Genomic DNA, 14,773 nt, shown 5'->3' with positions numbered 1-14,773 from the left:
GGTGGACGTAATTCCACTTTCACGGAATCCGTTCTAAGGTCGCACCGGCTGCCCGCGAGTCTCGTCGTCTCCGGGTGAGTCCCATATCCTTCTGTTGGAGAGTTCACGCGATGGCGCTATCGAGCATGACTGGCTTTGCCCGAAGCCATGGCGCGAGCGGTCCCTATACGTTCGAGTGGGAGCTGAAGTCGGTCAACGCCAAGGGCTTTGACCTGCGGTTGCGGCTGCCGCCGGGCTGGGACGAACTGGAAGCCCTCGCCAAGAAGCGCGCCGGCGAGTTGCTGTCGCGCGGCACGGTCTACGCCAATCTCAGTGTCAAGCGCACCGATGCGGCGCAGACCATCCGGATCAATGAGGACGTGCTGGCCGCGGTCGTGAAGGTCGCAGGTGAGCTCGCGCAGCGGATCGACGCGGTGGCGCCGAGCATCGACGGATTGCTCGGCATCAAGGGCGTCATCGAGGTGGTCGAACCTGACAGCAACGAGGACGAGGACAAGGCGGCGCGCGAAGCGGCGGCGAAGGCCTTCGAGCAGGCGCTCGGCAGCCTCGTCGAGATGCGCCGCCGCGAGGGCGATGCGCTGGGCCAGATCCTGATGCAGCGGATGGACGAGATCGAGCGGCTCGCCAAACGCGCCGAGACGGCTCCTGGTCGCAAGCCCGAGGCGATTAAGGCCCGGCTTGCCGAGCAGATCGCAGCGCTGCTGGAGACCTCCGATCGCTTCGATGCCGACCGGCTGAGCCAGGAGGCGATCCTGATCGCCACCAAGGCCGATATCCGCGAGGAGCTCGACCGCATCGCCTCGCACATCGCCCAGGCGCGCGAGATGATCGGCAAGGGCGGACCGGTCGGGCGCCGGCTCGACTTCCTCGCCCAGGAGTTCAATCGCGAGGTCAACACCTGCTGCTCGAAGTCGAACGACGTCGAGCTGACCAATACCGGGCTCGAAATGAAGAACGTGGTCGAGCAATTCCGCGAACAGGTCCAGAATCTGGAGTGAACGATGACGGCGCAGGGTTTTGACGGCGTTGAGCGGCGCGGACTGATGTTCGTCCTGTCGTCGCCCTCGGGCGCCGGCAAGACGACACTGTCGCGCATGCTGATCGATCGGATGCCGGGCTTGAAGATGTCGGTGTCGGCGACCACGCGGCCGAAGCGGCCGGGCGAGGTCGAGGGGCGCGACTATTTCTTCGTCGACAAGACCAAATTCGAGGCGATGGCCAAGCAGGGCGAACTGCTGGAATGGGCCACCGTGTTCGACAACCGCTACGGCACGCCGCGCGCGCCCGTCGAGGCCGCGCTCGCGGCCGGCGAGGATGTGCTGTTCGACATCGACTGGCAGGGCACCCAGCAATTGCGCGAAAAGGCGCGCGCCGACGTGGTCAGCGTTTTCATCCTGCCGCCGTCGGCCGCCGATCTCGAGAAGCGTCTGCACACCCGTGCGCAGGATTCCGAGGAGGTCATCCGCGGGCGGATGAACCGCGCCACCCATGAGCTGAGCCACTGGGCGGAATACGACTACATCGTCGTCAACCAGAACGTCGACGACGCCTTTGCCGAGGTGCAGTCGATCCTGAAGGCCGAGCGTCTCAAGCGAGAGCGCCGCACCGGCCTCACCGAGTTCGTGCGCGGCCTGCAGCGTCAGCTCGAGGAGTAGCCTCGCCGGGATCGTGATGCGATCCGGGGATCGCATCAGTCTCATCTGCTTTCCTGAGCGCCCTTTAGTTCGCCGCGCTGCGTGCCAGCCGCTGCAGCATCGCCGCGATCTGCTTGTTGTCCTGCTCGGTTTGATCCACCTCGCGCGGCGTCTCGCGGCGAGCAACCGGCGTCTCGGTGCGGCGCGGAACCGGTGTCTCTGACCGGCGCGGCGTCGCCTCGGACAGGCGCAGCGGGCGGTCGCGGCCGACCACTGCCATCGGCGGCGCCGGTTCGGTGTGGAGTGAATCCCAGGGCGCACGCCATTCGTCGCTGATCTGGTAGGGCGGCGTACGCGTGCGGGTCAGGCGGAACACCAGCGCGCTGACCAGGCCGGCCAGCGCCAACGCGCCGACCATCACGATCAGCAGCATCTGCGTCGAGGACGACGACTTCTCGGCGGACGCCTCCGCTGTCACGGGGGCGGCTGGTGCCGGCGCGGCCGTCTGTTGCGGCGTCGTGTCGGCCTGCGCGACCACGGTCGGCTGGTCTGCGGCGTGCCGGGTTCCGTTGGTCCCGGCCATGCTCGATGCGTCCAGCCATCTGGCGTTCACCTCCGACGCCTGGGCGTTCGTGCCTGACGCCGTCGGATCGGTCGCCGCTGCCGCACCGTCGGCTTGACCGGCGGCGGGGGGCGCGACCGGCGCTGCTGCGGCCTGCGGTGAGGGCCATTCGGCATGGGCATCGGCGACGGACTTGCGCATAGCCGGCTGTGGCGGCGCCGGCTGGCTCTGCGGCGGCTGTGCGTCGGCCGTCGCTGTGTCGGGCGCGGCCGCGGGCTGCTGCTGCGTGGTCGCGGTCTTGGCAACAACCTTGTTCTTGGCGTCACCGAGGTACCAGCATTTCTTTTGGGTGCTGCGGTCGAGGTGATAGAACCAGTGGCTTCCCGCAGGCGCGGTTCCCTTTGGCGCGGACTGACAGCTATCCGCGGTCTTCGCGTTCGCCGTATTGGTGCTCGCCGTGCTGGCGGCGGTCTGGGCCATGGCTGTGAAGTTGGCAGCGGCCAACATGCTGACGGCAAGCGCCGCAGCGAACTTCGCTGAACGATTTGACATACGCGTCCCCGGTATTTCTTTTTACGCAAACGCTGGTGCAGCCAATCTCGGTAAAGAGTTGGGTCGCAATGCGCCGCAAATCCGGAACGGGTAGGGCTTAATTGAGGCTCGCGTCGCACCGCAATTGCGGCGGCGGAAGGCTGGAACGCGGGCTGAATGATCGCTCGGTCGCCTGTCAGGTTCCGCAGGACCAAAGCGCGCGTTGCTGCTGCGAGAACGTCGCGTCCCGCCGGCGATCGCAACGCCGGCGGGACGTCTTCGTTAGTTCTTCAGGACGATGCGTCCGACGACCTTGCCGGCGCGCAGTTCATCGATCCATTTCTGGACGTCGGCCATCGGCTCTTCCTTCATCGGGGTCGGCTTGATCTTGCCGGCCCGGGCGAGCGCCATCAGTTCCTGGCCCTCGGCCAGCGTGCCCACCATGAAGCCTTCGATGGTCATGCGCTTGTAGACCCATTGCACCATCGGCAACGTGAACTGGCCGCCCATCAGGCCGGACACCACGATCTTGCCGCCGCGTGCCACCGTCGACACCGCGAACGCTATCGACTTCTCGTTGCCGGCAAAGTCGACCACGCCGTCGAAGCCGCCGTCGCTCTCTTTCAGCATGCGCTTGACGACATCGGGCTCCGCGGGATCGTAGGCGGCCGCCGCGCCATTCTTCAATGCGGTCTCGCGCGCCGCGGGACTGAGATCGGCAACCGTGATCGGCTGCTTGAACATCGCCTGCGCAAACGACAGGCCCATCATGCCGACACCGCCGAGGCCGATCAGCAGCAGATTGCGCTGGCGCGGACGATCGACCAGGCGCTTCAGCGCGCCGTAAGCCGTGACGCCGGAGCACATCAGCGTGGCGGCCTGATTGACCGGCAGCGGATCGTAATCGAGCAGGTACTTCGCGTCGGGCACCAGCACGTGGGTGGCGAAGCCGCCGTCGATCGAGACGCCGAGGAAGCGTTGCTTGGCGCAGAGATTCTCGTCGCCGGCGAGACAGTCGCGGCACTGGCCGCAGCCGATCCAGGGGAACACCGCCTTCTTCGTTCCGACCAGATCCTTCGGCGCATCGGGACCGACCTCGTCGACCACGCCTGCGATCTCATGGCCGAGCGTGAAGGGCAGCGTCATGCCGCGGGTGGTGTCGAGCTTCTTGCCGCCGCCGAGATCGGCGTAACCGTCCTGGATGTGGAGATCGGAATGACAGAGGCCGCAGCGCTCGATGCGCACCAGCACTTCGCGTCCCTGCGGCTTGGGTGTGTCGACGATGGTTTCGCACAGCGGTGCATCGAACTTGACGAGGGATTGGCGAACCATACGCGCCATTACGTTTTCTCCTGATGTTCTATTTTGTGGACCGTATATCGGCCAATTCCCTGGCCATGGCAACAAAGCCTGCGACCGAAATGGTTTCGGCGCGCCGCGTCGCGTCGATCTGGGCTGCGGCAGCAAGCCGCGCCGGATCGACCGACAGCGACTTCAGGCTCTGGCGCAGCATCTTGCGGCGCTGGCCGAAGGCGGCAGCCGCGACCTGCTCGAGCATGCGGCGGTCGCACGGCTCCGGCGCGGCGCGCGGTATCAATCGTACCACCGAGGATGTTACCTTCGGCTGCGGCACGAAGGCGGCGGGCGAAATGTCGAACAGGATCTTGGTCTCGGCGCGCCAGTTGGCGAGCACCGCGAGCCTGCCATAGGCTTCCTCGTCCTCATGGGCGACGATGCGCTCGGCGACCTCGCGCTGGAACATCAACACCATGGTGTCGTACCAGGGCGGCCACGGCTCGATCGACAGCCAGTCGACCAGGAGCTGGGTTGCGATGTTGTAGGGCAGGTTGGCGACGATCTTGGCCTTGCCGCCATCGAGCAAGGGGCGCGGATCAAAGTGCTGCGCGTCGCCATGCACGATCTCGATGCGGCCTGGATAGCGCTTGACGATGTAGTCGAGTGCATCGATCGAGCGTTCGTCGCGCTCAATGGCGATGACGCGCTTGGCGCCCATCGCAAGCAGTGCGCGCGTCAGTCCGCCGGGGCCGGGCCCGACCTCGATCACGGTCGAGTCTTCCAGCGGTCCCGCGGCGCGGGCAATGCGTGCGGTGAGATTGAGATCGAGCAGGAAATTCTGGCCGAGCGATTTGCGCGCCGACAGCGAATGCTCGCGAATGATGTCGCGCAGCGGTGGCAGATCGTCTATCGCGCTCACTTAGCTTGATGCCGCGGCCAAGCGGGCGGCGAGCCGGAGTGCGGCGATCAGGCTCGAGGGATTGGCCTTGCCGGAGCCCGCGATATCGAACGCGGTGCCGTGATCGGGCGACGTCCGGATGAAGGGCAGGCCCAGCGTGACGTTGACGGCGTCCTCGAACGCGACGGTCTTGATCGGGATCAGCGCCTGATCGTGATACATGCAGAGCGCGCAGTCATAGGTCTTGCGCGCGGCTGCGTGGAACATAGTGTCGGCCGGCAATGGGCCTCGGGCGGCAATGCCGTCGCGGCGCAGGATCTCGACCGCGGGCGCGACGATCTCGACGTCTTCCATGCCGAGCGTGCCGTCTTCGCCGGCATGCGGGTTGAGGCCAGCGACCGCAAGCCGCGGCGAGGCGAGGCCAAACCGCGCCTTCATGTCGGCGACCACGATCCGCGCGGTCGACACGATCAGGTCGGTCGACAATTGCGCCAGCGCCTCGCGGACCGACACATGGATCGTCACCGGGACGACGGCGAGCGCCGGCGACCACAGCATCATCACCGGCTGCGGCGCAGTCCCGCCGCGTGCGGCAAGCTCGGCGAGGAATTCGGTGTGGCCGGGATGGCGGAAACCGGCGCGGTACAACACGTTCTTGGCGATCGGATTGGTGACGATGGCGCTGGCCTTGCCCGACGCGACATCGGCGACCGCCTGACGGATCGACGCCAGCGCGGCATCGGCGCTCGTTCCGTCGGGCTTGCCCGGTCGCGCCGTCGCCGCCTTGCTGGTCGCAACGACGGGCAGGGCCCGTGCAAATGCCGCGGAGGCCTCCTCGGCGCTAACCTCGGCAAACTCGACGGTGAGCCCGAGCGTCCTGGCGCGCTCGGCCAGGGCCGCCCTGTCACCGAGCAGATAGAACGGCGGAAGATCGAGTTCGCGACGGGCGCAGCCACGCGGCGAGCGTGATGTCGGGGCCGATGCCTGCGGGCTCGCCGGATGTCAGTGCGAGAGGTTGAGCCATGCGTCAACGATAGTCGATCATCGCCCGCCTGGATATTCGATCATCGCGGCTTTCCGGACTTCCTGCAGGTAGGCCTTCGACTTCGCCTCGTACTTCTGCACGTACATCTTGTCCCGCATCTCACGCTTCTTCGGCGTGTCCACGGTAGTTGCCTTCCGGCCGCAGAGGGCGACCATCTCGATGCCCTGCTTGGTGACTTCGGGAGGGGTGAGGTGGCCGACCGAGGTCTTGTCCAGGATGTCGCGCAGCGACTGCGGCAGGTCTGCCGACGTCTTCACGACGATCTCGCGGATCGCGGCGTTGCGCATCGACTTGAAGAAGGTGTTGGCTTCCTCGCAGGAGGTCACGCGCTCGCGCAGCGTGTCCGCTTCCTTGCGGCGGTTCTCGAATTCGGATTGCGGAGAGCCGCGGGGCACGATCAGAACGACCGGCTGCATCCGGTATTCGAACGCTTCGGCGTCGGGAGCATCACCGGTCTCCTTGACCGCAGTGGCGACGTCCTTTTCGCCGACCTGCAGGCTTTCCTTGAAGCGGCCGCGGACCAGGCTGGTCCAGACCATGTCGGCCCTGATGCGTTGCTTGAGCGTATCGGGGCGGATGCCCTTGCTCTCGAGGACCTTGGTCAGCTGGTCGTTGTTCAGTCGCATCCGTTGCGCCATGCCGCCATAGGATTGTTCGATATCGTTGGCGGTCGGGTCGACGCCGAATTTCTTGGCTTCCTTGATCTTCAGCTTCTCGTCGATCAGCTCGTCGAGGATGGCCTTTCGATCGGGATTCTTGCCGCCGGTCAGGCTGTTCAGCTTGGCGCGCTGCTCGATGTCGAAATTGGTGATGGGTTCGCCATTGACCATCACAGCGATGGTCTGGGCATGCAGTCGCTCACCGCCCCCCAACAGGAGGAAAAGAGCCAGCAGGGAACTCAACATGAGCGAATGGCAGCGCGTTGGCAGGCTAGCGGTCGTCATTGTGGTCATGTCAGCCGTTTAAACCAATTCAAGCCGGGGCCACAGGCCCGCGGGCAAAATACAACCCCCAATTCAAGCCCCTTGGCAGGCCCCTCGCTCGCTACTGCATGCCAGCCGAACTGCTGGTCGTGGAGGTTTGGGCGATCGTCCGCAGCCCGATCTGGAACATGAACGCGTGGCTGAGGACGGGCGGCTGCGAGCCTGCCTGATAGGTATAGGACGTGATGTAGTTGGCAGCCAGCACGAAGCAGTCGTCCACATAGCCCGCGCCGAAGGCATACTGGTTGATCTTGTTCGCTTCAAGGTCCCAGCGCGCCGCACCCTGGACCACCCAGTTCGACGCCACCTTGACCGATCCGCTGGTGAGGATGCCCTCGCGGCGCGTCAGGTAGCCGAGTTCCGGCTGCGCTGCATAATCGCCGTAGGTCACGGCGATCGACCAGCGGTCGAAATTCGCGCGCTCGCCGTGGCCTCGAACCGGTTGATGTTCCAGGTCGCTTCATCCATCCGCGAGCGGACGCTGAAGGTGTAGGTGCGGTTGGGCGAATAGGCGAGGCTCGCGACATAATCCGAGCGCGGGTTCTGCAGGCCCGAGTCGATGCCGGTGTTGGTGACGTCGGCGACCGCGAACGAGTTCATCCCGAACATCTGGTAGGACTGTCCGAACATCCCCTTGATGCTGCCGCCGCGATCGAACTGCGTGGTGGCCTGCACGCCGACATTGGCGCGGCTGCCGCCCTCGACGCGGTCGTAGCCGGAGAACTTGTCGACCGCGAACAGGTTGCTGGTGTCGAACACGAGGCTCTGCGCGTCCTCGTTCGGAAGCTTGCCGGCATTGGGTTCGTTGGGCCGGATGATGACCTGCGCGATCGGCTCGACGGTGGTCGTGCCCCACGGCTGCACATTGATGAAGGGGTAGCGGTATTCGAGGCCGACGGTCGGCATCAAGCGGACCGTCTGGGTGTCGCCGACCGGCAGGAAGTTGGAAACGCCCGGCTGATTCGAGATGTCGGCGTTGATCGCATCGGCGCGGACGCTGGCGAATGGCGTCCAGATCTGGCCGAGTGGGTCGGTGTAGGACTTGCGCCACTGCGCCTCGGCCGTCAGCCTTGTGTAGGTGCCCGGCATGCCGCGCAGCAGGCACTGCGACGGGGTTCGCGCCATCGGATCGGCGGACGTGGTCAAGCACAGGCCGTTGGTGTTGGCGGTCGTCGTGATCGGATCGAACACCGCGGTTTCGCGGGTCAGGTTGACGAAGTTCATCTTGTAGCTGAATTCGCCGCCCAGGATGTTGTTGTTGATCACGTTGTTGTAGTCGATGACGGGCGCGACCACCGGGACCTGGTTCTGGTTGCCCGAGTAGCTGAGATAGTAGATCGCGCGCGCGTCGAAGAAGCTGCGGTTGCCGACGCCGGTCAGATAGAGCTGCGAGATCGCTTCCGTCGGCAGCGACAGGAACGATCCGAACGGATCCTTGTACTGGGCGAGCCGGTAGTCGGACATGAAGAAGTAGTCGGACAGCACGACGCCGTCCCAGCCCCAGACCCATTTGTCGTTCAGCGCGAACTGGCCCTTGGTGTCGACGCCCCAGCGGAATTGGCGGTCGCCGGGCTGGCCCTTGAAGGCGTCCTGATCGAGCTGGTCGATGCCGTAGAGCCGGATCTGATAGGAGCCGTCCGCGAAGCGCTGGCGGAATTCGGTTTGCAGCAGCACGCCCTGCTTCGAGGTGATGCGCGGACTGAAGGTCGCGTCCATGTCAGGCGCGATCGCCCAATAATACGGGATTTCGACGCCGTAGCCGAACGCCGTGTAGCTGGTGAAGCCCGGCATCAGGAAGCCGCTCTTGCGCTTCACGGTCGGATCGGGCGTCGAGAAGTAGGGCAGGTACGCCATCGGAACGCCGAAGAATTCGAGCTGGGCGTTCTCGAAATACAGCATCTTCTCGGTCTGGTTGTGGATGATGCGCGCGCCCTTGACCTGCCAGAGCGGCGGCTTCTTCGGATCATCCTTACAGGGTGCGCAGGCGGTATAGACGCCGTTGTCGAACACCGTGTAATTGCCGCTGGACCGGTCGGCGCGGGTCGCCGCCATGCGGGTCTGGTCTTCGGTGTCGACGCGCAGCGAATCGACGAACCCGTCGCGGTAGTCGTCGCTGAGATCCAGGATGTTGGCGTAGGTGATCTTGCCTTCCGCATCGGTCATGCGGATGTTGCCTTCGGCATGAAGACGCTTGGTCTTCTGGTCGTAGATGACCTTGTCGGCCTCGACGCTGGTGCCGTTGTAGAACATCTGGACGTTGCCGACGGCCGAGATGCGGCTGTTGTTGTAGTCGTAATCGACCTCGGTCGCCTGAACGAGCATCTGCCCGTCATTCTTGGCCGGCGGGCGGACCGGCTTCGGCGGACGCGGATTGTAGGTGAATGCCTGCGCTGAAGCCGGCGTCGACGCGACGACGTCGAGCGCGCTGACCACGACGAACGCGGCAAGCAGAGCAGAAATCGAAACGCCAAACGCGGCCATGCGGCTCCGTTGACGGCGCAGGGCACTGCGCCGCCCGGATACAGGCGACCTCAACTGGCGGGCGGCGACGGTAGCCACTACCCGTCCTCCTGGTACAGCAAGGCTAAGAAACCGGTGAGGCTACCCACAACGACAGGCAACCACGCCGCAGCGATGGGATGCATCAACTCAGCCTTGCTCAAATCTTCAGTTACTTTCGACAGGACGTAGAGCAGAAAGCCTGCGCCCACGCCACTCAAAACCATCTTCTGCACGCCGCCCATCCGGAAGAAGCGGAGGCTCACAGAAGCCGCCAACATCACCATCGCAGCCAGCAAAAACGGCTGCGCGATAAGCTTGTGATACTGCAAGCGATAGCCAGCCGTCGCGAACCCTGAGCTCTCCGACGAACGGATGTAGTTCGGCAGTTGCCAAAAGGACACAGTTTCAGGGGTGGAGAGAAACTGTTGCGCACCTGTGCAGGGGTCAAAGTGGTGGTCAGGTAGAAGGTGTCCTGGTCCACCGGAGCCTTGTCGAGGGTGTATCGGCGTACTCCCGTGAACGCCCAGCGGCCTTCTTCGAGCGTCGCTTCGCGGGCCTCGATTCGTTCCTTGAACTGCAGCGCCGTATCGAATCGGAACACCGTGAGGCCGGTCAGCCGGATGCCCTGCTGCTCGCTGCGGGCCGCATTGATGATCGCCTGACCTTCGTCGTTGATCTGATTGAGCCAGAAACCGGACGCGTCCTGGATGCCGCCGCCCGGCGCCGAGCCGAACAGCTCGGCCTCCATCCGTTTGGAGAGCTCGCGCAGATTGGCCGACACCGGATTGTAGGCGGTGGTCGCGAAGATGCCGAGCACGATCGCACTGACCAGCGCCGGCGAGATGAATTGCCAGGCCGAGACGCCGGCCGCGCGTGCCACGACGAGCTCCAGCCGCCGCGATAGCGCTAGATAGCAGGTCATCGCGCCGATCAGCACGCAGAACGGCATCAGTTTCTCGAGCAGCTGCGGCACGCGGAACAGGGAGGTTTCCGCGACCGTGATCGCGGAGGCCCCGACGAGGCTCGACGTCTTGCGTACCATCTCGATGTAGTCGACCAGCACGAGCAGCACGAAGATGCCCGCGAACACGCCCACCGCCGCAACGACGAAGCGGCCGGCGAAATAGCGCCCGAGCGTATTTGTGACCATGCTCATGCGGTGGCGGGCCTCCGGAAGAGGCGCGCAATGCGCTCGTTGTTCCTGTTGATGACTTCCATCAATGCTGCCGGCGGTTCGACGACCACGCCGCCGACGATCATCCAGATCCCGACGCCGATGCCGGCGAACAGCATCAGGTATTGCACCAGGGCCGCCAGCGGAGTCTTCACCGCCATGACGGAGCAGGCGAATCCGACCATGCGCAGGCCGAACACCGCGAATACCGAGCCGCCGATCGAGAAATTGCGGCTCTGTCGCGTGGTGCGCGGCGCGCCGAGGAAGGCAAAGGTGAGGGCCGCGAACGCAAACGGATAGATCGGCGCCATGAAGCGATCATGCAGCTCCGCGAAGAACTGGCCCGACAGCTGCTGATAGGTCTGGTCGTTCTCGTCCGGCCACATCAGTTCCCAGAGGTAGCGCTCGCGAATTCCGAGCGTGACGTCGCGGCCCTGCGAGAATTTCGACATGTCGAAGGCGTAGCGCTGAAACACCACCAGCGTCGGATCGCGCTTGCCGACCTCGAATCGCTCGAGATTGCCGTCCTCCAGCACGAGGTATGAGCCGCTCTCGTTCTTCAGCACGGTGCCGTGGTCGGCGACGATGGTGACGCGCTGCTGCGGATCGCGGCGATCGTCGACGAAAACGCCGCCGAGCACGCCGCCGGGCAAGCGCTCGCGGATCCGAATCGTCAGGTTCTGATCGAGCTGGGCGAAGCGGCCGGGCTGCAGGATGTTGGTCAGCACGTCGGCGGTGATCTCGGCATCCCACTGCTTGATTCGGCGCATGCCGTCGGGGGCGAGATAGGCGCCGATGAAGGCGACCAGTGCCGCCACCACGCAGGTGGCGAAGAAGAACGGCCGGAACAGCCGGAACGGCGAGAAGCCCGCCGCATTCATGACGATGATCTCGGAATCGGTCGCCAGCTTGTTCAGCGTGTGCGAGATCGCGATCATCAGCGCGATCGGGGCGATGATCAGGACCAGGGCAGGAATCACGAGGCTGGTGATGCCGAGGAAGGTGAGGATAGTCTGACCCTGGCTGGTCATCAGGTCGATGCCGCGCAACGCCTGGGTAATCCAGATCACGCCGGTAAGGCTGACCAGGACAAGCGCAAACGACGCCAGCGTCGTTTTGAAGATGTACTTGTCGATCGACCCCATCGCTACCGCACGGCCCCCTTGGCGCAACCAAACGCACGGCTTTCGACCAATCCCGTCAACCCGGGTTCCCCTATGGTCGAGCCGCGGACTCGTCCGGCTCACTCTCTGTTCACGATCTCACTACCATCCCTTTGATCCGTCAACAAAATGGCCGGGCCAAGGCACGCTTAATTTATGGTTAATTAATCGCTTTTGTGGCCTTCCAGCCACTCCGGCGCTTGGCAGCAGCGCAGCCGACAGGTCATAGTGTGCCACAAGCCCGGTCCGGGTCGCTCCGGACCGCCATCGCAATGCTCACCCCCGCTTGCCGGAAGGGCCGCCTCAGGCCCGAGCAACACCCTGAGTTCTGGAGGATTTTCCTATGTCCGACGCCGTCAAGGTCGGCTTCGTCCCGTTCTCCGCGTCCGCCCGCGGCATTCTGGTCGCCTTTTGCGACGAGCAATTGAAGCTGGGAGCCGCCACCCGGAAGGCGCTGGGAGCTGCCGCCGAGACCGTCAAGCGGGCCGCGGCCGCCAACCAGTTCAAGGGCAAGAGCGGGGCGGCGCTGGACATCCTGGCGCCGGAAGGAATCAAGGTCGACCGGCTGATCGTGATCGGCACCGGCAAGGTGGCCGACCTCAAGGAGAAGGATCTTCTCAAGTTCGGCGGCGTGATGGCGGGCAAGCTCAACGCCGGCAGTGGGGCGATGACCGTCCTCGCGGAACTGCCGGATGCCGCAATGACAGCCGGCCAGGCGGCGTCGATCGCGACTGGCATCCGGCTGCGCGCCTACAAGTTCGACCGCTACAAGACAAAGAAGAAGGACGGCGAGGACGGCGCCGTACGCGCCGACGTCTCGATCGCGGTCGACGACGTCGCTTCTGCCAGGAAGGCGTTTGCGCCCGAATCGTCCATCGTCGACGGCGTGAACCTGGCGCGTGAGCTCGTCAACGAGCCGCCGAACGTGCTGTACCCCGAAGAGTTCGCGCGCCGCGCCAGCCAGCTGCGCAAGCTCGGCGTCACCGTCGAGGTCCTCGACGTCAAGGCGATGACCAAGCTCGGCATGGGCGCGCTGCTCGGCGTCGGGCAGGGCTCGGTACGGCCCAGCCGCACCGTGATCATGCGCTGGAACGGCGGCAAGAAGAGCGAAGCGCCGGTCGCATTCGTCGGCAAGGGCGTCTGCTTCGACACCGGCGGTATCTCCATCAAGTCGGCCGGCGGCATGGAGGATATGAAGGGTGACATGGGCGGTGCGGCCTGCGTGGTCGGGCTGATGCACGCGCTCGCGGCGCGCAAGGCCCGCGTCAACGCGGTCGGCGCCATCGGCCTCGTCGAGAACATGCCCGACGGCAATGCGCAGCGCCCGGGCGACATCGTCACCTCGATGTCCGGCCAGACCATCGAAATCATCAACACCGACGCGGAGGGGCGCCTCGTGCTCGCCGACGTGCTCTGGTACGTCGCCAAGAAGTGCAAGCCGAAATTCATGGTCGATCTCGCAACGCTGACCGGCGCGATCATGGTCGCGCTCGGCACCGATCACGCCGGCCTGTTCTCCAACAATGACGAACTCGCCGAGCGCCTCGCCAAGGTCGGCCTTCAGACCGGCGAGAAAGTGTGGCGCATGCCGCTCGGTCCCGAATACGACAAGCAGATCGACTCGCAATTCGCCGACATGAAGAACACCGGCGGACGCAATGGCGGCTCGATCACGGCCGCGCAATTCCTGCTGCGCTTCGTCGACGGCACGCCATGGGCCCATCTCGACATCGCCGGCACCGCGATGGCCGCGCCGAAGACCGAGATCAATCAGAGCTGGGGCTCAGGTTACGGCGTCCGGCTGCTCGAGCGGCTCGTCTCCGAATATTATGAAGCCAGGAAATAACAATAGAGGGTCGGCCGGCGCATGACCGAGGTTCTGTTTTACCATCTGCAGAACATGACGCTGGAAAGCGTGCTGCCTCCGCTGCTCGAGAAGTCGCTCGAGCGCGGGTGGCGGGTGGTCGTGCAATCGACATCGCAGGAGCGCGCCGAGACGCTCGACGCGCATCTGTGGACCTACAGCGACGATTCATTCCTGCCGCATGCGAGCTCGCGCGCTGCCGACGCACAGGACCAGCCGATCATCCTGTCGATCGAGGAGGGCAATCCGAATCGGGCCAATGTCCGGTTCCTGGTCGACAACGCGGCGCTTCCGGCCGACTGCGACAGCTACGAGCGCCTGGTCCTCGTGTTCAACGGCGACGACCCCGACGCGGTGGCTTCGGCGCGGGAGAGCTGGACCGCCTGCAAGGCACGCGGCTTCGAGGTCACCTATTGGCAGACCGACGAGGGGGGACGCTGGCAGCGGCGCCAATAGCGATATCGATGAATTAATGATAATTCGACGTTTCCTCGGGCGGGTCACGGTCATGCCGCAAAGTGATGTTCGGACAAGCCCTTAGGTAGAGGGGTTAGGAGCCTTGTCGATCGTGCGAGACGGAACATTCAGTCGGAAGTCGCTGCTGGCGTTGCTGGTACTTGCGCCGGGCCTTGCCGGCTGCTCGGGCGCGTCCGACATCTTTTCGCGTGACGCGGATTGGTTCTCGCGCCCTGGACGGGTGTTCATCCGCAACATCTCGATCGAATCGCCGCCGCTGACGCCGGACAAACCGGTGACCAACGACGATCTCGTCAGTGCCGACGGAAGCTGTCCCGGCATGGCGCCGCCGGCGGGTGCCACTGACGCGAACGCGCAGGCTGGCGGTGCGCCGCAGCCGACCGGCGGCAGTGTCGCGCTTGGTCACACCGAATGCGACGTCGTGCGCGGCATCGGCGCCCCCGACAGCGTCAACCTGTCCAGCGGGCCGGGCGGCGAGCGCGTCGCGGTCGTGACCTGGTCGCGCGGCGCGCGCGCCGGTATCTATACGTTCTCCTCAGGACGCCTGACGTCGGTCGAGCGCGGCCCGGATGCTGCGCCGGAGCCGAAGCCCGCGAAGCCGAAGAAGAAAAAAACCGCGCACGGTTAGGGCATTTTCGCCGCAG

General features: G+C 64.9%; 10 protein-coding genes and 3 pseudogenes. 5 read left to right on the top strand and 8 right to left on the bottom strand.

The features are described from left to right. Positions 1–110: 110 nt before the first annotated feature. The gene (locus ACVWW1_RS12780; RefSeq protein WP_092113443.1) at positions 111–998 is read left to right on the top strand and encodes a YicC/YloC family endoribonuclease; all 888 of its coding nucleotides are present in this window, start codon (positions 111–113) and stop codon (positions 996–998) included. Between the two features lie 3 nt (positions 999–1,001). Then, on the top strand, positions 1,002–1,655 hold the full coding sequence (gene gmk / locus ACVWW1_RS12775; protein ID WP_456656010.1) for a guanylate kinase: 654 nt from the start codon (positions 1,002–1,004) through the stop codon (positions 1,653–1,655). A 64-nt stretch (positions 1,656–1,719) separates the two neighbouring features. Here the strand turns inward: gmk and ACVWW1_RS12770 are convergent, their stop codons facing one another. The 8 genes and pseudogenes from ACVWW1_RS12770 to lptF all read right to left on the bottom strand — a co-directional run bounded on the left by ACVWW1_RS12770 (position 1,720) and on the right by lptF (position 11,770). Continuing rightward, on the bottom strand, positions 1,720–2,748 hold the full coding sequence (locus tag ACVWW1_RS12770) for a hypothetical protein (RefSeq protein WP_456656009.1): 1,029 nt from the start codon (positions 2,746–2,748) through the stop codon (positions 1,720–1,722). A gap of 261 nt (positions 2,749–3,009) precedes the next feature. Beyond that, on the bottom strand, positions 3,010–4,068 hold the full coding sequence (locus ACVWW1_RS12765) for an alcohol dehydrogenase (protein WP_456656008.1): 1,059 nt from the start codon (positions 4,066–4,068) through the stop codon (positions 3,010–3,012). Between the two features lie 19 nt (positions 4,069–4,087). Then, entirely contained in the window at positions 4,088–4,942 is an 855-nt protein-coding gene (gene rsmA, locus ACVWW1_RS12760) for a 16S rRNA (adenine(1518)-N(6)/adenine(1519)-N(6))-dimethyltransferase RsmA (RefSeq protein ID WP_456656007.1), read from the bottom strand. Next, positions 4,943–5,945, bottom strand: a pseudogene (pdxA, locus tag ACVWW1_RS12755) (4-hydroxythreonine-4-phosphate dehydrogenase PdxA). Positions 5,946–5,962: 17 nt separating this feature from the next. Continuing rightward, positions 5,963–6,871: a SurA N-terminal domain-containing protein gene (locus ACVWW1_RS12750; protein ID WP_456656006.1), complete on the bottom strand. Its 909-nt coding sequence runs from the start codon at positions 6,869–6,871 to the stop codon at positions 5,963–5,965. 139 nt (positions 6,872–7,010) lie between these two features. Continuing rightward, positions 7,011–9,430, bottom strand: a pseudogene (locus tag ACVWW1_RS12745) (LPS-assembly protein LptD). Positions 9,431–9,507: 77 nt separating this feature from the next. After that, positions 9,508–10,607, bottom strand: a pseudogene (lptG, locus tag ACVWW1_RS12740) (LPS export ABC transporter permease LptG). Then, positions 10,604–11,770, bottom strand: a complete 1,167-nt coding sequence (gene lptF, locus ACVWW1_RS12735) for an LPS export ABC transporter permease LptF (RefSeq protein WP_092113467.1) — start codon at positions 11,768–11,770, stop codon at positions 10,604–10,606. The pseudogene lptG and the gene lptF overlap by 4 nt, the downstream one beginning before the upstream one ends. A 361-nt stretch (positions 11,771–12,131) precedes the next feature. Here lptF and ACVWW1_RS12730 point away from each other — a divergent pair, with 361 nt between their 5' ends. From ACVWW1_RS12730 to ACVWW1_RS12720, 3 genes are all read left to right on the top strand, one after another. Beyond that, positions 12,132–13,634, top strand: a complete 1,503-nt coding sequence (locus ACVWW1_RS12730) for a leucyl aminopeptidase (protein WP_456656005.1) — start codon at positions 12,132–12,134, stop codon at positions 13,632–13,634. Between the two features lie 21 nt (positions 13,635–13,655). Next, complete coding sequence (locus tag ACVWW1_RS12725; protein ID WP_456656004.1) at positions 13,656–14,108, top strand: DNA polymerase III subunit chi; 453 nt, start codon at positions 13,656–13,658, stop codon at positions 14,106–14,108. 103 nt (positions 14,109–14,211) lie between these two features. Then, positions 14,212–14,757 (top strand): hypothetical protein, encoded by a 546-nt coding sequence (locus ACVWW1_RS12720; RefSeq protein WP_176531758.1) that lies wholly within the window; start codon positions 14,212–14,214, stop codon positions 14,755–14,757. Positions 14,758–14,773 lie beyond the last annotated feature (16 nt).

It is taken from the genome of Bradyrhizobium sp. JR3.5 (assembly GCF_054057015.1).
The sequence above is the reverse complement of the archived record's forward strand: the minus strand, read 5'-3'. Positions and strand labels throughout refer to the sequence as shown.